Origin of the sequence: Streptomyces sp. RKND-216 (assembly GCF_004795255.1) — a bacterium.
Taxonomy (GTDB): domain Bacteria; phylum Actinomycetota; class Actinomycetes; order Streptomycetales; family Streptomycetaceae; genus Streptomyces; species Streptomyces hazeniae.
The window spans coordinates 1786878-1806869 of sequence record NZ_SSBQ01000002.1 but is presented as its reverse complement, the minus strand read 5'-3'; the positions used below and the strand labels follow the sequence as shown (position 1 = coordinate 1806869).

Below are 19992 nucleotides of genomic sequence, written 5' to 3'. Positions count from 1 at the left end.
CGTCCCCGCCCCGCACCCCGTCACCTTCCCCCACCCCGCAAGGCCCTCTCGTGTTCGACGCCGCTCTCTTCGGATCCGTCTTTCTCACCCTTTTCGTGATCATGGACCCGCCGGGGATCACCCCGGTGTTCCTGGGCCTCACCTCCGGGCGTCCCGCCAAGGTGCAGCGCCGGATGGCGCTCCAGGCCACGGCCGTCGCGTTCGGCGTGATCACCGTCTTCGGCATCTGCGGCCGGCAGATCCTCGACTACCTGCACGTCTCGGTGCCGGCCCTGATGGTCGCAGGGGGACTGCTCCTGCTGCTGGTCGCGCTGGACCTCCTCACCGGCAAGGCGGACGAGCCCTCGCAGACCAAGGACGTCAACGCGGCCCTGGTCCCGCTCGGCATGCCGCTGCTGGCGGGGCCGGGCGCCATCGTGTCGGTGATCCTCGCCGTACAGCGCGCGGACGGCTGGGGCGGCCAGCTCGCAGTGTGGAGCGCGATCGTCGCCATGCACCTCGTGCTGTGGCTGGTGATGCGCTACTCGCTGCTGGTCATCCGCGTCATCAAGGACGGCGGCGTGGTGCTGGTGACCCGGCTCTCCGGGATGCTGCTGTCCGCCATCGCCGTCCAGCAGATCGCCAACGGCGTCACGCGGTTCGTCTCCGGCAACGGCTGACCCGGCCCGCGTCCCCCAATCGTGGGGCCGGGGGACGCGCGCGGGTTCACGGGCTGGGGACCGGCCGTGCCGGGCGGCGTGGTCAGGCGCCGTCTCCGCGGCGGGTGTACCCGTCCAGGCGTTCAGGGCCGCGCGCAGCGAGGTCTCGTCGGCAGCGCCATCCGCCCAGGCGACGTACTCTGACGCCACTCGCGCCGCGATCCTGCGCGCCTGTCGGGCACTTCCTCGCCCGCTGGGAGCAGGACGGGACGCTCACCGCCCTGCTGCGTGGCGGTGTCCCCAACGAAGCGGGCGCGGCCCGCATGCGGCACATCTTCCGCGAGCAGCTCGGACCCGTCGTCGCCAGGGTGTGCCCGGTGCCCGGGCAGGCGCCGCGGCGCGCCGCACTCGTCGCCGCGCAGATCCTCGGCATGGCGCTGGCCCGCTACGTGCTGCGGCTGCCGCCCGCCGCGGCGATGAGCCGGGACGAGATCGTCGCCTGGCTCGGGCCCACCGTGCGGCGGTACCTCACCGCCGACGCGCCCTGAGCATGTCGGCGGGAACTCCCCTCGGTCCTGCCGTCGCCCGTCAGCGCGCGGGGGTTGCCCAGCCGGCCAGCAGGGCCTGCGCGGTCTGCTGCGGCTGGTCCGCGTTCGGCGAGTGTTCGGCGCCGGTGATCACGGTCCGCCGCGCGCCGATCGCCGCGGCCAGCGCGTCGATCTGCGGTACCGGCCACGCGTAGTCCAGCTCCCCGGACAACACGTGCACCGGCATGCCCGTCGCGGCCAGTTCCGTCAGCTCCGCCGTGCGGTCCGGCTCGGTGAGCAGCTGCTGTGCGGTGGCGATCAGCTGCTCGGGCACGTTGGCCAGCCAGCGATGGTGCAGGAACTCCGCCACCGCCGGGGGCGTCAGGTCGTCCGCCGCCTCCGGCGGGTCCAGCTCCCGCATCGCCCGCCAGACGTCCTCCATCTCCATCACCGGCAGCGCGCCGAGCAGCATCTTCAGCCGCGACTGCTGGGTCGTGCAGACGGCACCCGGACCGCTGCTCATCAGCGTCAGCGAGGCGAACGGCGTGCGGTCGCGGAACACGGCGGCGCGGGCGACCAGGCCCCCGAGCGAGTGCCCGACCAGGTGCAGCGGGTGCTCCGCCTTCAGCGTCTCGGCGACCGCCAGGACGTCGGCCGCCAGCTCCTCCGGGGCGTACGCGCTCTCGTCGCGCGGTCCGCCCGTCTCGTACTGCCCGCGCCCGTCCACGGCGACCACACGGTATCCCTCGTGAGCCAGCGGCTCCAGAAGGCCGATGAAGTCCTCCTTGCTGCCCGTGAAACCGGGGATCAGCAAGGCGGTGCCGCGGGTGGCGGAGCCCATCTCGTGGACGGCGAACGGGCCGCGCGCGGTGGGGAGCCGGTGCGCACGCGCACCGTGGGGGAGTTCGAGGAGGGGCGGTCGGCTCATGCCGTGACGCTACCGCGTGCGCGGTGCCGCGGCGAGAACCGCGGGGCGCGTTCCCCGCCGACCCCGGGGCCGCCCGGCCGCGAGGCGCGGAAGGGCGCGCCGGAGCGAGCCGCGCCCCGGCCCGACGGTTCACGCAGCCCCGCGCGGGGGGAGTGGCGCCGGCACGATGCCACACCCGGACGCACGCGACGGGCGGGCTCGTGCGAGCCCGCCCGTCGCGTGCGTCCGGTCGGCCGGGCAGGGCCCGGCCGACCGGTCAGGGGGTTCAGCTCTCCGCAGCGGAGGCGGATCCGCCGCGGGTGCGACGGCGACGACGGGGCTTGGCTGCCGCGCCGCCCTCCGCGCCGCCGGACGCCTGCGGCTCAGCCGGGACTTCGGCGACGGCGCCACCGGCTGCCGCTGCCGCACCGCTCCGGGTGCGGCGCCGCCGCCGGGGCTTGCGGGCCGCGCCTTCCGGCGCACTCTGGCCGGGTGCCGCCGCCGGAGCCGCGGTCTCGGCCGCCGCCTCGAGGGGTTGCCCGCCACGCGTGCGCCGGCGCGGGCGCGACCTCCGCTCACGGCTCGGACGCTCGGTGGCGTCTCCGCCCGAGCGGGCACCGCCGCGTCCACCGCGGCCGCCGCGCGCGCCGCGCGGCCCGGTCTCGCCGAGGTCCTCGATCTCCTCGGCGGCGAGGCCGGCCCGGGTGCGCTCGGAGCGCGGCAGAACACCCTTGATGCCCTCGGGGATGCCGAGCGCCTCGTGCAGGTGAGGCGAGGTGGAGTAGGTCTCCTCCGGGTCCGGGAAGGACAGCTCCAGCGCCTTGTTGATCAGCTGCCAGCGCGGGATGTCGTCCCAGTCGACCAGCGTGACGGCCGTACCCGAGTTGCCCGCGCGGCCGGTACGGCCGATGCGGTGCAGGTACGTCTTCTCGTCCTCGGGCGTCTGGTAGTTGATCACGTGTGTGACGTTGTCGACGTCGATGCCGCGGGCCGCGACGTCGGTGCAGACCAGCACGTCGACCTTGCCGTTGCGGAAGGCGCGCAGCGCCTGCTCGCGGGCGCCCTGGCCCAGGTCGCCGTGTACGGCGCCGGCGGCGAAGCCGCGGCGGGAGAGCTGCTCGGCGATGTCGGCCGCGGTGCGCTTGGTGCGGCAGAAGATCATCGCCAGGCCGCGGCCCTCGGCCTGGAGGATGCGGGCGACCATCTCCGGCTTGTCCATCGAGTGCGCGCGGAAGACGTGCTGCTCGGTGTTGGCGACCGTGTGGCCGTGGTCGTCGGGGGCGGTGGCCCGGATGTGCGTGGGCTGGTTCATGTACCGGCGGGCGAGGGAGATGACCTGGCCCGGCATGGTGGCCGAGAACAGCATCGTCTGCCGCTTCGCCGGCAGCAGCTGGATGATCTTCTCGACGTCCGGCAGGAAGCCGAGGTCCAGCATCTCGTCGGCCTCGTCGAGGACGAGGGCCTTGACGTGCGACAGGTCGAGCTTGCGCTGGCCGGCCAGGTCGAGCAGGCGGCCGGGGGTGCCGACGACCACGTCGACGCCCTTCCGCAGCGCCTCGACCTGCGGCTCGTACGCCCGGCCGCCGTAGATGGACAGCACGCGGACGTTGCGGACCTTGCCCGCGGTGAGCAGGTCGTTGCTGACCTGCTGGCACAGCTCACGGGTGGGAACGACCACCAGCGCCTGCGGCGCCTCCGTCAGCTGCTCGGGCTTCGCCCGGCCCAGCTCGACGTCGGCGGGGACGGTCACGGTCTCCAGGAGCGGCAGCCCGAAACCGAGCGTCTTGCCGGTACCGGTCTTCGCCTGGCCGATGACGTCCGAGCCGCCGAGCGCGACCGGAAGGGTCATCTCCTGGATGGGGAAGGGGGACGTGATGCCGACGGCCTCGAGGGCCTCGGCGGTCTCGGAGAGGATTCCGAGCTCTCGGAATGTGGTGGACAGGATGCTTGCCTCTTCTGTGTGACGCGAGGCGAGGCGGCACCGGTGGGGCCCGGTGGAGCGAGGCGGGTCAGTACCGTGGCCGGTTGCGGCGGGGGCCTTCCTGCGGCCTGGTCCACCGGTCGGCGCGGGACCACTAGCTCATCGCTCTGGCGCTCATCTCGCGCGAGCGGTCCCTCATGGAACGTGGCCGGTGCTCGGTGCACCCAGCCACGTGGAGGGCTTGTCGGGTCGGAGCCGATCGGGCCACCGACCGGGCATCCGCGATATGCGTCGGGCCCCCCGTGTCCGGCGGGCTCCTATAGCACTGTACCCCGGATCCGCGCAGGTGTACCGGGACGACGGGTGTGTACGACTTCACACCTGCGGTCGCCGGAGCGGGGCTGCGGGGTTCCGGTCCTGGTGGGGAGGGCTATCGTGCTGGGCTATGGAGACGCCCGACACACACACCGACGCCGCCGGCCGCGACGCCGCGGCCACCGGCATCGCCGCGCAGAGCTGGGAGCAGGCCGCCGCCGACCCGCAGTACCGGGCCGCCGTCGTGGACCTGCTCGGCGCCCTGGCCTACGGGGAACTGGCGGCCTTCGAAAGGCTCGCGGAGGACGCGAAGCTCGCGCCGACCCTGGCGGACAAGGCGCAGCTCGCGGCGATGGCGTCCGCGGAGTTCCAGCACTTCGAGCGGCTGCGGCGGCGGCTGGCGGAGATCGATGCGGACCCCACGCAGGCCATGGAGCCGTTCGCCGCGCCGCTCGACGAGTTCCACCGGCTCACCGCGCCTTCCGACTGGCTGGAGGGTCTGATCAAGGCGTACGTCGGCGACTCCATCGCCTCCGACTTCTACCGCGAGGTCGCGGCCCGGCTGGACGCGGACACCCGCGCGCTGATGCTCGCGGTGCTGGACGACACGGGACACTCCGGCTTCGCGGTCGAGAAGGTGCGCGCCGCGATCGACGCCGACGCCCGGGTGGGCGGCCGGCTCGCGCTGTGGGCGCGGCGCCTGATGGGCGAGGCGCTGGCGCAGGCGCAGCGGGTCGTCGCCGACCGGGATGCGCTGTCGACGATGCTCGTGGGCGGGCTGGCCGACGGATTCGACCTCGCTGAGGTCGGGCGCATGTTCTCCCGCATCACCGAGGCCCACACCAAGCGGATGGCCGCCCTCGGGCTCGCCGCGTAGCGCTCGCCCGCCCGGGGCGGCGGGCCGCCGCCCCGGTCACCGGTGTCAGGGGATGCGGGGCGCGGCCGTCGCGCGCGGGGCGGGGCGGGCGGAGCGCCCGTGGAGGAGCGAGAGCATCGCCACGCTCACGGCCGCCGAGATCACCAGGGCGAGGCCGAGGTTGCCCGGGCCCATCACCGCGTAGGCCACCAGCCCGCCCACCAGTCCGCCGCCCGCGCCCGTCGGCAGCACCAGGCTGCGTTGCGGCAGCCGCCCGGAAAGCCGGTGTGCTGCGGCCCATGCCAGGGCCAGTCCGACGATCGCCGAGCAGAGTGCGTACGCCACCACAGGACCTCCCGAGCCATTGGTGCGGAGCCGGTCGATCCGGTCCTACCCTCGCCGCGCAGAACGTGAAACTGCTGTGAAGGTGAACATCGGGCGTACGGGCGGAGAACAGGCGCCCCGCGCATACACGTGTGGGGTACGGGAGTCAACTCCCGTACCCCACGGGGTGTTCGGAGTGTGCCCCGGACGCGTCGTCAGAGCGCGCCGAAGCCGACCTTCCGTCCGGCCTGCTCGCCGATCTCGACGTAGGCCACCTTGTCGGACGGCACCAGGACCCGGCGGCCGTGCTCGTCCTCGAGGGAGAGCAACGCGCTGTTCTTGCCCAGCGCCGCCTCCACGGCGGCCTGGACCTCCTCGGCGCTCTGCCGGCTCTCGATGACGATCTCGCGGGGCGCGTGCTGCACGCCGATCTTGACCTCCACGGCCATGTCCCTCCGACGGTCGGGGTGCGCGGACAGCCGCGCCGTACGCAGCACAGATTAGCTCCCCCGGGCATCACGCCGAGGGCCCCGCCCGCATGCCGACAGCGAACACCGGGGCGCGGCCCGGCCCGAGCGGTGGGCCCGCTGCGGGCTCACTGCATGGGGAAACCGGCGATGCCGCGCCAGGACAGCGACGAGATCAGGCGGGCCGCCGCGTCGCGTGGGATGCGCTGGCCGGCGCCCAGCCAGTACCGGGCGGTGATCTGCGCCATCCCGCACAGGCCCACCGCCAGCAGCATCGCCTGGTCGGAGGGCAGCTTGGTGTCCTCGGCGATGATCCCGCAGACGGCCTTCGCGCAGTCCAGGCTCACCCGGTCCACACGCTCGCGCACGGCTGGTTCGTTGGTCAGGTCGGACTCGAAGACCAGCCGGAACGCGCCGCCCTCGTCCTCGACGAAGCCGAAGTAGGCGTCCATCGTGGCCGCGACCCGCTGCTTGTTGTCGTGGGTCGACTCCAGCGCGTTGCGCACCTGCTGGAGGAGCGCGTCGCAGTGCTGGTCGAGCAGCGCGAGGTAGAGGTCGAGCTTCCCGGGGAAGTGCTGGTAGAGCACTGGTTTGCTGACGCCCGCGCGGTCCGCGATGTCGTCCATCGCCGCTGAGTGGTAGCCCTGTGCGACGAACACCTCCTGGGCGGCGCCCAGGAGCTGGTTGCGTCGGGCCCTGCGCGGCAGGCGCGTGCCGCGGGGGCGCGCCTCTGCTGCTGTCTGCTCGATCGTCACGCTCGCCTCCCTGGTGCCTCCCCGGCCGGGCCAGGGGACTGCTGCTTCTCCGCGCGGTGCGCGCCGAGACTGCCATCGTACTTTCGGGTAACCCGGGTCCGCGCTCCGCAAGCGCACATTCTCGCTCAGCGCAGGCTATCGGGACACCCTCTGGCCGCAGGGCGGGGCGAGGGGCACCCGGATGGCGACCGGCCCCCGGGGCGGGGCCCGGGGCCCGGGGAGCGTCTCAGCGGTACTCGTCCTCGTTCACCTCCACCACACGGGCCTGCTCGGCGGCGTCCGCCGGGTCCACCTCGTCGGAGCCGCGGCCGGTCATCGGCTCGCTGCGCTGCCGCAGCAGATCGGCCTGCTGCTCCGCGGCGTCCGCCTCGGGCGCCTCGAGCTCGGCTCCCTCCGGCTCCTCCTCATAGGCGTCGTCGAACGTTTCGGGATCGGTCGGGTCGACAGACATGTGGGCTCCCCTTTCCGGTGCGGGCGTTCCGCAATCTGCTCCAGGCGGGTGCAACCGCTACGGAACGCGACCGGTTCCGGCCGGTTCCCCGCGGTATGTCGTGCGGGTCCCCGCGGCAGTGACGGCGCACACCTGGGTACCCGCGTGATCGTCTCGTAATATTGCTTCATGTCGTCGACCGAGCAGCCGGATCTGCGTACCGCCGTCCCGCACGCGATCCCCGACCTGAACGGACCGCACGTCCATGGCGGGGAGGCGTTGCGCGACGTCTCCCTCGCCGGTCTCACGCTCTCCGTGCGCGCCCGGCCGCCGGTCCGTCGCGGGCTGCCGCCCGCGCTGTACGTGCACGGTCTCGGCGGGTCGTCGCAGAACTGGTCCGCACTCATGCGGGAGCTGGCCGGGCACCTCGACGGCGAGGCCGTGGACCTGCCCGGCTTCGGAGGGTCGCCGCCGCCGGACGACGGCGACTACTCCGTGTCCGCCCACGCCCGCGCCGTGGTCAGACTCCTCGACGCGTCCGAGCGCGGCCCGGTCCACCTGTTCGGCAACTCCCTCGGCGGCGCGGTCACCACCCGCGTCGCCGCGATGCGTCCGGACCTGGTGCGCACGCTCACCCTGGTCTCCCCGGCGCTGCCCGAGCTGCGCCCGCAGCGCACCGCCGTACCGACCGCGCTGCTCGCCCTCCCGGGGGTGACGTCCCTCTTCGGCAGGTTGACGAAGGACTGGACGCCGGAGCGCCGCACCCGCGAGGTCCTGGCCCTGTGCTACGGCGATCCCGGCCGGGTGGCGCCCGAGGACTTCCAGGTCGCGGTGCGGGAGTACGCGCGCCGGCTCGAACTCCCGTACTTCTGGGACGCGCTGACCCGTTCGGCGCGCGGCCTCGTGAACGCCTACACTCTCGGCGGTCAGCACTCCCTGTGGCGCCAGGCCGAGCGGGTGCTCGCCCCGACGCTGCTCGTCTACGGCGGCCGCGACCAGCTGGTCTCGTTCCGCATGGCGCGCCGGGCGAGCACCGCCTTCCGTTCCTCCCGGCTGGTCGCGCTGCCGGAGGCCGGGCACGTGGCGATGATGGAGTACCCCGACGTGGTCGCGCGGGCCTTCCGCGAGCTGCTGGCGGAGACATCCGACCGGAGCGAGCAGGCAGTGAAGGGAGCGTAGTGGGACGCCACAGCCGCAAGCGGAACGCTCCGCCGGAGACCCCGGCCCGGACCGTGCCCGAGGCCGGACCCGTGGTGGGTGCCCAGCCCTGGGCGGCCGGTGGTCCGGACGGTGCCGCAGCCGCCCGGCCCGCGCCGCCTCCCGACTCCTCGGGTCCTGCACCCTTCGCGCCCGGCTCCTTGCGCCGTCCGGCCGTGCCCCGGCCCTACCCGGGCGAGCGCAGCCCGGCCGGAGCCCCCTATCCGGGCCCCGCCGCGTACGGCACGCCCCCCGGCGGGACGCCGCAGGCGCGCGGCGGTCACCCGCAGCACCGCGAACACGGCGGCGCCTGGGGCGGCGGCCCCGCCACCGGCCCCCCTCCTACCGTCGCCGGGCCGCGCTCCGGTGGTCCCCGGCCCGGCGTCCCGCGCAGCGGAGCGGCGCCCGGCCCGCGGTACGGCCCGCGCCAGGACTATCTGGACGCCTTCGACGACGACGTGTTCGCCGCAGGCTCCGCGTCGCGCTCCGCCCCGCCGCCCGAGATGCCGGGCCGTCGGGCCTCGGGTGCCGTCGGCGGTGGCCACGGCGCCCCGCCGCCCCGCGCCGAGGACCCGTGGGACTCCGCGTCGCCGGGCCCCGACGGCGACCATGAAGGTGGCCATGAAGGTGACCACGACGACCCGGAGACCGGGCCGCAGCGCGCCCGCACCAAGGGCCGCACGTTCACCGGCGTGGCCGCCGCCGCGGTCACGACCGCGCTGGCGATCGTGGTGGCCGGCCAGGTCACCGGCCTGGAACAGCGGCCGGACAACCGGGACGCGGCCGCCGGAGCGGGCGAGGCCCGCGGCGGCGACGGCGAGTCCTCCCGCCGCGTGCCGCGCCCCACACCGTCCGACACGCAGGCCGCCCGTCCGCTGACCTACGCGGAGCGGATCGCCACCGTCCTCCCCCTGGACCCGGACCTGCACGGCACCGGCGAGTTCAGCACCGTGGAGGGCCGGGAGGAGGGCGACGGCCGGGGCGAGGTCGTCCGCTACCGCGTCCAGGTGGAGAAGGAACTCCCGCTCGACGCCGAACTGTTCGCCGAAGCCGTGCACCGCACACTGAACGACGACCGCAGCTGGGCGCACGACGGTGCGCGCAGCTTCCAGCGGGTTGCCTCCGACGACGCCGACTTCGTCATCACTCTGGCCAGCCCCGGCACCACGGGCGCATGGTGCGCCAAGTCCGGCCTGGACACCACGGTGCAGAACGTGTCCTGCGACTCCGCGGCAACCAACCGCATCATGATCAACGCCTGGCGCTGGGCGCAGGGTTCGGAGACCTTCGGCGACGACCGCATCCGCGAGTACCGCGAGATGCTGATCAACCACGAGGTCGGACACCGGCTCGGGCTCGGACACCGCTTCTGCGGGTCCGACGGAGCCCTCGCGCCCGTGATGATGCAGCAGACCAAGACCCTCACCACCGGTGCCGCCACATGCCGCCCGAACGCCTGGCCGCACCCGGAGAAGGACGGCTGACCGGCGCACCGCGTACCGCCGCGAGACCGTTGAACGCGCAAACGTCCGGAAAGTCACGGCCGTTCACCCCTTCCGGTGGTGCGACGGACAACCGTCCGTCGTAGCCCCCCGTACCGCGCATACCGTCGTCGGCGTCACATCCACCGCATCCGACGCGGTGGCCCACTTGTCGATCGGCCGGGGGTGCGTTCGTGCGCGTTGCACTGCTTACGGAGGGTGGCTACCCCTTCGCGCGTGGTGAGTCGGTGCTGTGGTGCGACCGGCTGGTGCGAGGGCTGGGCGGACACGAGTTCGAGCTCTACGCGCTCAGCCGCAGCCCGCGCCAGGAACAGGCCGGCTGGTGCGACCTGCCGCAGAACGTGCGGCACGTCCGCACCGCTCCGCTGTGGGGCGAACCACCGGTGCACGTCCCCTGCGCCGACGGCACCGCCGCACGCGGCATCACCGGGCGCCGCGAACGCCGCCGCTTCGCCGAGTGCTTCGCGGAGCTCGCCGCGGCGATCTGCACCCCGGCCGCCGACGGTGACGAGCCCGACCGGGCGGACCGCACTGGCCCCACGGCCGCGGAACGCTTCGCCGCCGGTCTGCACGGACTCGCGGACCTCGCCCGCGACCACGGCGGCCTGCCGGACGCGATCCGCTCCGAACTCGCCGTCCGCGTCCTGGAGTCCGCGTGCCGCGCGCCGGGCGCCCTGCGTGCCGCGCACGCCGCCCAGGTCTCCGACCTGCTCGCCGTCGTCGACCGGCTGGAACGTGCCCTGCGCCCGCTCTCCCTGGACTGGCTCGACGAGGGCCCCGGCAGCGCCGGCCTGGGCGACGCCGACCTGTGCCACGCCGTCGGAGGCGGCCCCGCCGCACTCGCCGGGCTCCTCGCCACCCGCGCCTACGGCACGCCCCTGCTCATCACCGAGTACGGGGTCCGGCTCCGCGAGCACTACCTCGCCAGCACCCCCCTCCCCGCGCAGGCCGGCGGCGTCGGCCCCGGCGGTGCGGCGCCCGGCGTCCGGCCCGCCGACGCGCGGCAGCCCGTGCGGGCGCTGCTCGCCTCGTTCCAGGGCCGGCTGGCGCACGAGGCGTACGCCCGCGCCCAGCTCATCACCCCCGGCAACACCCACGCGCGCCGCTGGCAGGAACGCTGCGGCGCCCGCCGCGAACGGCTCCGCACCGTCTACCCCGGCATGGACGCCGAGCCGTTCACCGAGGTCGGCGAGGCCGTGATGGACGTCCCCGCGGGCGGCAGCGACGGAGACACGCCGGGCTGCGGCGGCCGGTCCCGGCCCACCCTGCTCTGGGTCGGACGGGTCGAACCCGCCAAGGACCTCGTCGCTCTGCTGCACGCCTTCTCCGAGGTGCGCCACGCGCTGCCCGGCGCCCGCCTGCGCATCGTCTCCACCGGGCTCGGCACCGCACCCGACGCCGCCGCGTACGCGGCACACCTGCGCGCGCTCGCCGCACACCTGTTCCCGGACGAGGCCGCCGACACACGCAGTGTCGGGGAGAACCCGGTGGTCTTCGAGGAGATCGGCGGTCCCGCCGCCCCCACTCTCGCCGACGCCTACGCCGGCGGCACCGTCGCCGTCCTCTCCAGCGTCGTCGAAGGCTTTCCGGTCTCGCTGGTGGAGGCGATGTTCTGCGCCCGCGCCACGGTCTCCACCGACGTCGGCGCGGTGTGCGAGGTCATCGGCGGCACCGGCCTGGTGGTGCCGCCCCGCAATCCCCGCGCCCTCGCCGACGCGTGTCTCGCGCTGCTCCGCGACCCCGCCCGCCGCACGCGCCTGGGCGCGGCGGCGCGTGCCCGGGCGCTCGAATTGTTCACCGTGGAGCAGAACGTCGAGGCGTTCCGCGGGATCTACCTCGAACTGATGTCGCGCAGCACGCGCGCCCCCGCCGCCCTCGACGTCGACGGCGCGCCGGTGCCGTTCGCGCAGCCCGCCGAGTCCCATGTTCCAGGCCGCTGGGCCAGCACCGCCAGACCCCCGGCGGCGCTCGCGTCCGCGACCGCCTCGCCCCGCCCGGCCGGACTGCGCTCGCCCGCGCACGCCCGGGCGGCGCAGCCCGCCACCGTCCACGGCCCGAGCTGGGCCCGGCACGCCGCGTCCGGTACCCCGGCCGTCGGTGTCCGGCCCGGCCAGGAGGACCCCGCATGACGTCCCGCCATCCGCACCGGCGCGCCCCGGAGGGCACGCCTCCGCCGTCCGGGCCCGACCGGAGGCCCGCCGGCCCGTCCGGGCAGGCCGAGCCCGCCGAGACCGTCGCCCCCGTCAATCCGGGGGCGTGGGACACCCGTTCGTGGACCCTGGTCGACGACGCCGACGGTCCGCCCGCCGAATCCGGCCCCGAGCCCCTCGACTCGTGGCGCTCCGCGCCGGGTGCGGGGGCCACTTCGGGATCGGGAGCCCAGGTGGTGTGGCCGGAGGCCGGGCATCCCGCGTCGGCCGCGCTGGACGCGGAGGGCGTGCCGCTCGCCGAACCGCCCACGGGGCCGCTGCACGCCCTGGACGGCCCGCCGCCACGTCGTCGTGCGGCCGCGACACCCACCCGGGCCCCCAGCCCCGCGCCGCCCGCCCCCGAAACCCGCCTCCACACCGGCTCCTTCGGGCCCACCCAGCCGGCCGAGCCCGACGCCCCCCGGTCCGCCGCCGACGCCCCCCGGGCCACCCGGGACGACCCCTCGCCCCCGCATCCGGGAGGGCCCGCGCCCGGCGTACGGGTCACGGGGCGCCGGGCGCCCGCCCCGGACGCCGACGCGGCAGCACCGGCCGGCAGCAGGACGTCCCGCGCGGACGGCGGGCGGCGGGGGGTCTCGGCGGACCCCGTGCGGGAGCTGATGCACCGCCACCGGGCCCTGTGCGAGCGGGCCGTCGACCCGCTGGAGATCGCCGCCGGACTGGAGGCGCACGGCATCACCGACCGCACCGCCGCCCGCTACCGGCACCGCGACGTGTTCTCCCTCGCCGAGGAGCTGTACGTCCGGGTGCCCCGCGCCGAGGACGGGGCCGTCGCGGATCCGTCGGCCGACGGATCCGGGCCGCAGAAGCCGCGCCGGGTCCGGGCCGCGGGCCGCGGGCTCAGTCACCTGCTGCCCGGTGTGCTCTGCGCCGCCACCGTCGTGGGGCTGACCTACGTGCCGCTGGAGCCGCCGTACGCCCGGCCCGCCGTGGGGACGCTCGGCGGACTCGCGGTGCTCGCCGCCGTACGGCTGTCGCTGCGCGGCGTGGCACGAACGCGCACCGCCGCACTGTGGGCCTGCTGGCTGCTCGGCTACGTGCTGTACGGCGACTGGCTGCTCACCGAGCTGATCGCGGGCGGAGCGGGCGTCGGGCGTCTTCTGCCGGCGCTCGCGTGTCTGTGCGTTCCCCTGGCACTGGCGTTCGGCGTCGCGCCGGCGGCCTGGTCCGCGCACCTGTTCGCGGCGCGGGCCCGGCGGAGGCTGGCGGGCAGCCGCAGCCTCGGCGACTTCGCCGCGGGCGTACGGCCGTTGCTGCTGCTGACCGTCGGCCTCTTCGCCGTCGCACTGTCGGCCGTGCAGGCCGCCGCTCACCTGCTGGTGCGCGGCGCGGCGGCCCCGCACGCCACCCACGCGGCGACGGCGGCGCTCGGCGTGCTGCTGTTCGTGGCGCTGCTGCTGAGCCGCCACGGTTTCCCCCGCGCCGCTTCGGGCGGGCTGGCCGCCGCCTGCCTGCTGATCGCCGCCGCGCTGGGCACCGTGCTGGCGGCCCGGCTGCCCGGCGCGGCGGCGGTCGGACGGCCGGTGGAGCAGGCCGTCGCGGCGTACGGCCCGACCGTCGTTCCGGCGGCCGCCTGCGCGCTGGCGGCCCTGGCGCTGCTGGCGTACGGGCTGCGTGCCCTGACCGGCGCGTCCGCGCACCAGCGGCCCGCCGCGGGGGAGGCGTCCGGCCGCCTCCCCCGTCAGGGGCCTGCGCCGGGCCCGGCTCCGACGGGCGTGGAGCCGGATCCGCCCGGCGACCGCCTCGCCCGGCAGGCCCGGTGACCGCCGTCCGCTCCGCCTCCGGCGGCCCTCCCGACCACCCCACTGCGCACGCACGTGCACGACACCGACAGGAGCACCACCGATGACCGCATCCGAGTCCCCCGGAACGACCCGCCACGAGGAGGCCGCACGATGAGAGTGCTGCTGATCGGTGCGCACGGCTACCTCGGGCGCTACGTCGCCGACCGGCTGCTCGCGGACCCCGCCGTGCAGCTGACGGCGCTGGGCCGGGGCGACGAAGCGGACGTGCGCTTCGACCTGTCCTCCGGAAGCCCGGGAGCGCTCACCCGCTTCCTCGACGCCGTCCACCCCGGCGTCGTCATCAACTGCGCCGGCGCCGTGCGTGGCGGCGCACGGGAGCTGACCCGGCACAACACCGTCGGCGCCGCCACCGTGTGCGAGGCGCTGCGCCGCAGCAGTTGCAGTGCCCGGCTGGTGCACATCGGCTGCGCCGCCGAGTACGGCCCGGCACAGCCCGGCAGCTCCACGGGCGAGGACGCGCTGCCGCGCCCCGGCGGCCCGTACGGGGTGAGCAAGCTGGCCGCCACCGAGCTGGTGCTGGGCTCCGGCCTGGACGCCGTGGTGTTGCGGGTGTTCTCCCCGGCCGGGCCGGGCACGCCGGCCGGTTCGCCGCTCGGGCGGCTCGCCGAGGGCATGCGCCGCGCCCTGCAGCAGGGCGACAGCGAGCTCAAGCTGCCCGGTCTGGCCGTGCAGCGCGACTTCGTCGACGTCCGGGACGTGGCCCGTGCCGTGCACGCCGCCTCGCTGTCCGCTGCACAGGGCGTGGTCAACATCGGCACGGGGCGCGCGGTGCGGATGCGGGACGCCGTGTCCGTGCTGGCGCGGGTCGCCGGCTACGCCGGCGCCGTGCACGACCTGGAACCGACGGTGCCCGGCCCGAACGGCGCGCCGGCCGCCTTCCCCTATCCCGACGGCTGCGGGCTGTGGCAGCAGGCCGACGTCCGCACGGCCCGCGACCGGCTCGGCTGGCGGCCCCGCATCGGGCTGGAGGAGTCGCTCGCCGACATCTGGATGGAGGCGGCATGCCGCATCTGACCACTCCGGGAGTGCCCGCCGCGACCGGGGCCCCGGCGGCCCGCATCGGCCTCGCCGCGCCCGGCTGGGCCCATCCGATGCTGGCGCCGCGCGAGTGGCGGGAGCCGGCCCGTGCCGAGGCGCCGCCGCTGCACTGGGCGGTGCTGAACGTGGGCCGCGGACCCGGCGCCCGCCCGGACCCGTACTGCCTGGCCGCGGCGGCACGGCTGCGTGAGGCCGGCACGCCGGTGCTCGGCCACCTGGAGCTGCGGCAGGGGTTCCGGCCGTTCGCCGAGCTGGTCGCGGACGCGCGCCGCTTCCTGGACTGGTACGGCGTCAGCGGCTTCTACCTCGCGCGCTGCCCGTCCGACCCCGCCCATCTGCACGAGACCCGCCGCACCACCCGCACGCTGCGGGCCCTCAGCGACGGCGGGCTCCTGGTCCTCGGCCACGGCACGCACCCCTACCCCGGGTACGCCAAGCTCGCGGACCAGCTCGTCACCTTCGAGGGCGGCTGGCCGGACTACCGCTGGTCGCAGGTCGCGGAGTGGACGGCGGACCATCCGCCGGAGCGCTTCTGCCACCTGGTGCACGGCGTGCCTGGCACGCATCTGGAGGAGGCGCTGCGCATCGCCCGCTGGCAGGGCGCAGGCACCGTCTACTTCACCGACCGCGGCACCGGTGGCGGCGTCAGCCCCTGGGAGTCGCTGCCCGGCTACTGGGACGAGATCGTCTCGCGCCTCGGTACGGGTGTCTCGGAATGAGACAGCGCGTGGCAGTGTTACGGGAGGAACGAACGTCCGTCCGGCGCCCGGCGCCCGGGCGGTCACCATCCACCGACCACCTTTGCTGAGGTCTTCGTGTCGCTGCCACCACTGGTCGAGCCGGCTGCCGAGCTCACCGTCGACGAGGTCCGCCGGTACTCCCGTCATCTGATCATCCCGGACGTCGGGATGGAAGGTCAGAAGCGGCTCAAGAACGCCCGGGTCCTGTGCGTCGGTGCGGGCGGCCTGGGCTCGCCCGCGCTGATGTACCTCGCCGCGGCGGGCGTCGGCACGCTCGGCATCGTCGAGTTCGACGAGGTCGACGAGTCGAACCTGCAGCGCCAGATCATCCACAGCCAGGCCGACATCGGCCGTCCCAAGGCCGAGTCCGCCAAGGACACCGTGCTGGGCATCAACCCGCACACCAAGGTGAACATCCACGAGGAGCGCCTGGACTCCTCGAACGTCAAGGAGATCTTCGCCGACTACGACCTGATCGTGGACGGCACGGACAACTTCGCCACCCGCTACCTGGTCAACGACGCCTGCGTGCTGCTGAACAAGCCGTACGTGTGGGGCTCGATCTACCGCTTCGACGGCCAGGCGTCGGTGTTCTGGAGCGCGCACGGCCCGTGCTACCGCTGCCTCTACCCCGAGCCCCCGCCGCCGGGCATGGTGCCCAGCTGCGCCGAGGGCGGCGTGCTCGGCGTGCTGTGCGCGTCGATCGGCTCCATCCAGGTCAACGAGGCCATCAAGCTGCTCGCCGGTATCGGCGACCCGCTGGTCGGCCGGCTGATGATCTACGACGCCCTGGAGATGACCTACCGCCAGGTCAAGGTCCGCAAGGACCCGGACTGCGCCGTCTGCGGCCCGAACGCGACGGTCACCGAACTGATCGACTACGAGGCGTTCTGCGGCGCCGTCTCCGACGAGGCCCAGCAGGCCGCCGCTGGTGCGACGATCACCCCGAAGCAGCTCAAGGAGTGGATCGACGACGGGGAGAACCTCGAGATCATCGACGTCCGCGAGCCGAACGAGTACGAGATCGTCTCCATCCCCGGCGCCAAGCTGATCCCGAAGAACGAGTTCCTGATGGGCAACGCGCTCGGCGAGATGCCGCAGGACAAGCGGATCGTCCTGCACTGCAAGACGGGTGTGCGCTCCGCGGAGGTCCTGGCCGTGCTGCAGAGCGCCGGTTTCTCCGACGCCGTGCACGTCGGCGGCGGCGTCATCGGCTGGGTCAACCAGATCGAGCCGGACAAGCCCGTCTACTGACCGGCACCGGCAGATCGGCCGCGCAGTAGAACGGCGCCGGGCGGACCCCCTACGCGGGCCGCCCGGCGTTCGCCTGTCCGGCCCGCCGCTACAGCGCGCCCTTGCGGGTGAGCTGGGTGAAGGACAGCCAGCCCGGCAGCACCGGCAGCCAGAACGTCATCAGACGGAACAGCAGGACCGCCGGCGTCGCGATCTCCTTCGGCACGCCGAAGGTGATGAGCCCCGCGATCAGCGCGGCCTCGACCGCCCCCAGACCGCCCGGAGTCGGTGCCGCCGAGCCCAGCGCGTTGCCCGCCAGGAAGACCACGGCGAGCGTCGCGTAACTCATGTCGTCGTAGCCGAACGCGCGCAGCGACGCATCCAGGCACATCAGGAACGCGAACGGCAGCAGCAGCGTGCCGCCCACCCCGGTGAGCAGCAGCTTCGGCCGCTGCACCACGTCCAGCATGCGCGGCACCACCCCGGCGAACAGCGACCGCAGCCGCTCCGAGACGAACTTCCGCAGTCCCGGGATCGCGGTGACGATCAGCACCAGCACGGCCGCGGCGAGCAGTCCGGCGATCACCGCGCGGGACGGCGACAGCGTCGGCGTGTGCTCGGTGCCGGTCAGGTAGCCGAAGGCGAGCAGCAGCAGGATGTTCGCGCCCAGGCCGAACAGCTGCGAGGCGCCCACGCTGGCCACCGCGTGGCCCGGCCGTACGCCCGCCTTCTGGAGGAACCGGGTGTTCAGGGCCACGCCGCCGATCGCCGCCGGTGCCACCAGCTTCACGAACGATCCGGCGATCTGCGCCAGCACGGTGCGCGGGAACGGCACCTTCTCCGGTACGAAGCCGAGCAGCGCGATCGCCGCCGCCAGGTAGGTCAGTGCGGAGAAGCCCAGCGCGATAGCGACCCAGCTGTAGTCGGCGCCGGCCACGGCCTGGCCGATCTCCACATGGCTGAGCTGGCTGAAGAGGAAGTACGCGGCGAGCGCACCGGCGATGAAGCTGATCAACGTGCGCGGTCTGATCCGCTCCAGCCGGGCCGGCTCCACCGGAGCCTGCGGCCGGATCAGCAGCACGTGACTGCGGATCTGCGCCAGCAGGTCCTCCTCGCGCGCCTCCTCCAGGGCCTCGTCCAGCGCCTTCTTCTCGGCGTTCTTCTCCGCCTTCAGCGCCTTGCGGTCGTGCGCGATCGAGTACGTCTCCTCGGCGGCCTCCCGCGCCTCCTTGCGCAGCCGGGAGGCCTCCAGCACCGCCTCCCGCTCCCGCTGCGCGCGTTCCTTCGCGAGCCGGCGCAGGGTGGTGCGGGTGCTGCGGCTCAGCGCGATCGGCTGGAGCAGCGGCAGGCTGTCCGCGACCACGTCCGGCCCGAGTACGGCCACCGCTGCGGCGACCGAACGTTCCGCCCCGACCCGCAGGCCGAACGTCGTCAGCAGCTGGGCCACGTCCATGCGCAGCACCAGGTCTCCGGCGGCGATCTCGCCCCCTCGCAGGTCGGTGAGGAACACCGCGCCGGAACGATCCAGCAGCAGCGACTCGCCGATCAGCCGCCGGTGCGCGATGCGCCGCGACTGGAGCGCCTGCACCTGCCGCCAGGTCGCCCGCATCAGGCCGTCGTCGACCTCCTCGTCGGGCAACGCCTCGATGCTGCGACCGTCGATGTGCTCGTAGACCAGCATCACCGCGTCGGGGCCCAGCTCGGACGTGGCGATCAGCCGCGGCGCGTTCGCCCCCGCCGCGATGGCGGCGTAGGCGATGAGCGCCTCCTGCTCCAGCGCCTGCCGGAGCGACTGCGTGCTGCGCGGCTGGGTGAGGCCGCGCAGCGCCAGGCGGCGCCACACCCGGTAGAAGTAGCCGTGCGCCTGCTGCTCGCGGTCCACGACGGTGACGTCGAGGGACGAGCCGTCCTCCAGCCGCACGCGGTAGCGGCGGCCGCGCTCGTGGTCCGGGTGCTCGCCCTCGGGGGCGGGTTCCTCGATCCCCACCGCTCCCTCCGGCCGGAACCCGACCCGGCGCAGGCCGGCGAGCAGCGTCTGGGCGGTCGGGCGGACGTTCGGGGAGCCGACGGCGTACAGGGTGCCGTAGGCGACGCTCCAGCCGACGAGCACGGTGACCGCGAGGGAGAACGGGGTGGAGTAGCCCGCGATCAGCACCGCGAAGGCGTCCAGCAGCAGCACCGCCCACAGCAGCACCCGCCACCGCGGGCGCCGCGCCATGCCCACGGCCGTCATGTAGGCGATCACCGGGGCGAGGTAGCTGTGCACCGGCGTGCTGACGACGCCGTCGCCGAGTTGCTTGGTGAGGGCGTCCTCGACGGAACCCGGTGCCGCCTGGGTCACCCACAGGTCGGTGGCCAGCGACACACCGTGCGCCAACACGGCCGCCAGCACGCCGTCCGCGATCCGCAGGCCGTCCCGCTTGATCAGCCGCTCGATGGCGAAGGCCACCGGCACCAGCAGCACCGCGACGCTCGCCGCCAGCCCGGTCACGCTGATGAGCAGCGCCGGCGCCTGCTGGGTGCCCTTCTCGACGTCGCTCTCCAGGCCACTGGTCGTGCCGTGCGCGAACGCGGCGATCGTCAGCACCGCGACGATGCCCAGCACGCCCAGGCCCAGGCGCAGCAGGTCGGAGGGGCGGTGCACGCGGGCGGGCAGCAGTGGCACGTCCTCGTCGATGCCGCTGTCCCGCTGCGCCGCGTCGGCCGGCCCGGCGCCCTCAGCGGACGCGGCACCGCCCTGCGGGGCCCGGGTCGTTCCGGTGTCGTCGTGCGGCTCGCGATCCGGGCGCGCGGCGGCGTCGCGGCGGTCCTCGTCGCGTCCGCCGCCATGCTGGCCGCCGCCGTCGCCCGGTGCGCCGTCGGGGCTGCCGTGCTCGTCCCGCATCTGTGCGCCGTCCTGCGAAGAACCGTCGGCGAGGGGCGCCGGCCGTTCCGGTGGCTGGGCTCTCGGTGGCTCCGCCCGAAGCCAGTTCCCCCGTCGCATGTAGGCCGCCGTCTCGTCCTGGTCTCGCATCACTTGTTACCGCCCGGACGAAGATGGTGACACGTCGGAATGGTGCCCGGGGGTATGAAGGCGTATTCGTGGGGCGCGAGATGCGTAACACTGCGCTCGGTGAGCTGTCGGTGC

The 19992-nt window shown here is 74.6% G+C and carries 16 protein-coding genes and 1 pseudogene; 10 read left to right on the top strand and 7 right to left on the bottom strand.

Going from position 1 to position 19992, the window contains the following annotated elements; genetic code table 11:
• Positions 1 to 50 precede the first annotated feature (50 nt).
• Both E4198_RS07725 and E4198_RS25345 read left to right on the top strand, forming a co-directional pair.
• The gene (locus E4198_RS07725) at positions 51 to 659 is read left to right on the top strand and encodes a MarC family protein (protein ID WP_136182520.1); all 609 of its coding nucleotides are present in this window, start codon (positions 51 to 53) and stop codon (positions 657 to 659) included.
• A gap of 212 nt (positions 660 to 871) precedes the next feature.
• Positions 872 to 1186: pseudogene (locus E4198_RS25345) on the top strand (TetR/AcrR family transcriptional regulator); the annotation flags it as partial.
• A gap of 40 nt (positions 1187 to 1226) precedes the next feature.
• Here the strand turns inward: E4198_RS25345 and E4198_RS07715 are convergent.
• Positions 1227 to 2093 carry an alpha/beta hydrolase gene (locus E4198_RS07715; protein ID WP_136182519.1) on the bottom strand — a complete coding sequence of 289 codons (867 nt, stop codon included), beginning with the start codon at positions 2091 to 2093 and terminating at the stop codon, positions 1227 to 1229.
• Positions 2094 to 2358: 265 nt separating this feature from the next.
• On the bottom strand, positions 2359 to 3921 hold the full coding sequence (locus E4198_RS07710) for a DEAD/DEAH box helicase (RefSeq protein WP_247597586.1): 1563 nt from the start codon (positions 3919 to 3921) through the stop codon (positions 2359 to 2361).
• Between the two features lie 517 nt (positions 3922 to 4438).
• Between E4198_RS07710 and E4198_RS07705 the strand changes: the two genes are divergently transcribed.
• Entirely contained in the window at positions 4439 to 5185 is a 747-nt protein-coding gene (locus tag E4198_RS07705) for a ferritin-like fold-containing protein (RefSeq protein ID WP_136182518.1), read from the top strand.
• Between the two features lie 45 nt (positions 5186 to 5230).
• On the opposite strand, the gene E4198_RS07700 is transcribed toward E4198_RS07705, so the two are convergent.
• From E4198_RS07700 to E4198_RS07685, 4 genes are all read right to left on the bottom strand, one after another.
• On the bottom strand, positions 5231 to 5509 hold the full coding sequence (locus E4198_RS07700; RefSeq protein WP_348771290.1) for a hypothetical protein: 279 nt from the start codon (positions 5507 to 5509) through the stop codon (positions 5231 to 5233).
• 194 nt (positions 5510 to 5703) lie between these two features.
• Complete coding sequence (locus E4198_RS07695; protein WP_210732912.1) at positions 5704 to 5931, bottom strand: DUF3107 domain-containing protein; 228 nt, start codon at positions 5929 to 5931, stop codon at positions 5704 to 5706.
• Between the two features lie 152 nt (positions 5932 to 6083).
• Positions 6084 to 6704: a TetR/AcrR family transcriptional regulator gene (locus E4198_RS07690; RefSeq protein ID WP_027764450.1), complete on the bottom strand. Its 621-nt coding sequence runs from the start codon at positions 6702 to 6704 to the stop codon at positions 6084 to 6086.
• Between the two features lie 232 nt (positions 6705 to 6936).
• Positions 6937 to 7161, bottom strand: coding sequence for a hypothetical protein (locus tag E4198_RS07685; protein WP_136182515.1), 225 nt, complete (start codon positions 7159 to 7161; stop codon positions 6937 to 6939).
• Between the two features lie 168 nt (positions 7162 to 7329).
• Between E4198_RS07685 and E4198_RS07680 the strand changes: the two genes are divergently transcribed.
• The 7 genes from E4198_RS07680 (at position 7330) to moeZ (ending at position 16886) form a co-directional block, all read left to right on the top strand.
• Positions 7330 to 8319: an alpha/beta hydrolase gene (locus E4198_RS07680; protein WP_136182514.1), complete on the top strand. Its 990-nt coding sequence runs from the start codon at positions 7330 to 7332 to the stop codon at positions 8317 to 8319.
• Positions 8319 to 9821, top strand: a complete 1503-nt coding sequence (locus tag E4198_RS07675) for a DUF3152 domain-containing protein (protein WP_281727967.1) — start codon at positions 8319 to 8321, stop codon at positions 9819 to 9821. The genes E4198_RS07680 and E4198_RS07675 overlap by 1 nt, the downstream gene beginning before the upstream one ends.
• Before the next feature lie 191 nt (positions 9822 to 10012).
• Complete coding sequence (locus E4198_RS07670; RefSeq protein WP_136182513.1) at positions 10013 to 11968, top strand: DUF3492 domain-containing protein; 1956 nt, start codon at positions 10013 to 10015, stop codon at positions 11966 to 11968.
• Complete coding sequence (locus E4198_RS07665; protein WP_136182512.1) at positions 11965 to 13812, top strand: hypothetical protein; 1848 nt, start codon at positions 11965 to 11967, stop codon at positions 13810 to 13812. Before E4198_RS07670 ends, E4198_RS07665 begins: the two co-directional genes overlap by 4 nt.
• Before the next feature lie 132 nt (positions 13813 to 13944).
• Positions 13945 to 14868 (top strand): NAD-dependent epimerase/dehydratase family protein, encoded by a 924-nt coding sequence (locus E4198_RS07660; protein ID WP_136182511.1) that lies wholly within the window; start codon positions 13945 to 13947, stop codon positions 14866 to 14868.
• Positions 14856 to 15611: a spherulation-specific family 4 protein gene (locus E4198_RS07655; RefSeq protein WP_136182510.1), complete on the top strand. Its 756-nt coding sequence runs from the start codon at positions 14856 to 14858 to the stop codon at positions 15609 to 15611. The genes E4198_RS07660 and E4198_RS07655 overlap by 13 nt, the downstream gene beginning before the upstream one ends.
• Positions 15612 to 15707: 96 nt before the next feature.
• Complete coding sequence (gene moeZ, locus E4198_RS07650; protein WP_136182509.1) at positions 15708 to 16886, top strand: adenylyltransferase/sulfurtransferase MoeZ; 1179 nt, start codon at positions 15708 to 15710, stop codon at positions 16884 to 16886.
• An 88-nt stretch (positions 16887 to 16974) separates the two neighbouring features.
• Here the strand turns inward: moeZ and E4198_RS07645 are convergent, their stop codons facing one another.
• Entirely contained in the window at positions 16975 to 19749 is a 2775-nt protein-coding gene (locus E4198_RS07645) for a lysylphosphatidylglycerol synthase domain-containing protein (RefSeq protein WP_136182508.1), read from the bottom strand.
• Between the last annotated feature and the right edge of the window lie 243 nt (positions 19750 to 19992).